The organism is Pseudomonas sp. AM4(2022) (genome assembly GCF_036346515.1).
Classification (GTDB): Bacteria; Pseudomonadota; Gammaproteobacteria; order Pseudomonadales; family Pseudomonadaceae; genus Aquipseudomonas; species Aquipseudomonas paracarnis.
Genome location: NZ_JAOTNW010000076.1, coordinates 1 through 383, shown reverse-complemented (window position 1 = coordinate 383; position 383 = coordinate 1). Strand labels below are relative to the sequence as shown.

The 383-nt window shown below is 46.2% G+C and carries 2 tRNA genes; both read right to left on the bottom strand.

The features are described from left to right. Nucleotides 1-182 precede the first annotated feature (182 nt). Nucleotides 183-258: transfer RNA gene (locus ODQ19_RS28045), tRNA-Ala, on the bottom strand. Between the two features lie 30 nt (nucleotides 259-288). Then, a tRNA-Ile gene (locus tag ODQ19_RS28040) sits at nucleotides 289-365 on the bottom strand. Between the last annotated feature and the right edge of the window lie 18 nt (nucleotides 366-383).

Here is a 383-nt window from a genome sequence, read left to right as displayed (position 1 = left end):
TTAAGAGAACTCACAAATTTTACCTTAGCCTGATCCGTTACCAGTGAAAGTAACGTTCAGTCTATCTTTCTATCACATACCCAAATTTTTAAAGAACGAACTAGTCAAAGACTAGAAATCAACATTCACCATCACAACAATGGAATGCTCATTTCTAAGCTTTATACAAACAGAAGCAGTAGTGGTGGAGCCAAACGGGATCGAACCGTTGACCTCCTGCGTGCAAGGCAGGCGCTCTCCCAGCTGAGCTATGGCCCCGTATTTCTACAGGCGTTTCCCACACAAAATTGGTGGGTCTGGGCAGATTCGAACTGCCGACCTCACCCTTATCAGGGGTGCGCTCTAACCAACTGAGCTACAGACCCAATTTCGGGCTGCTTCTT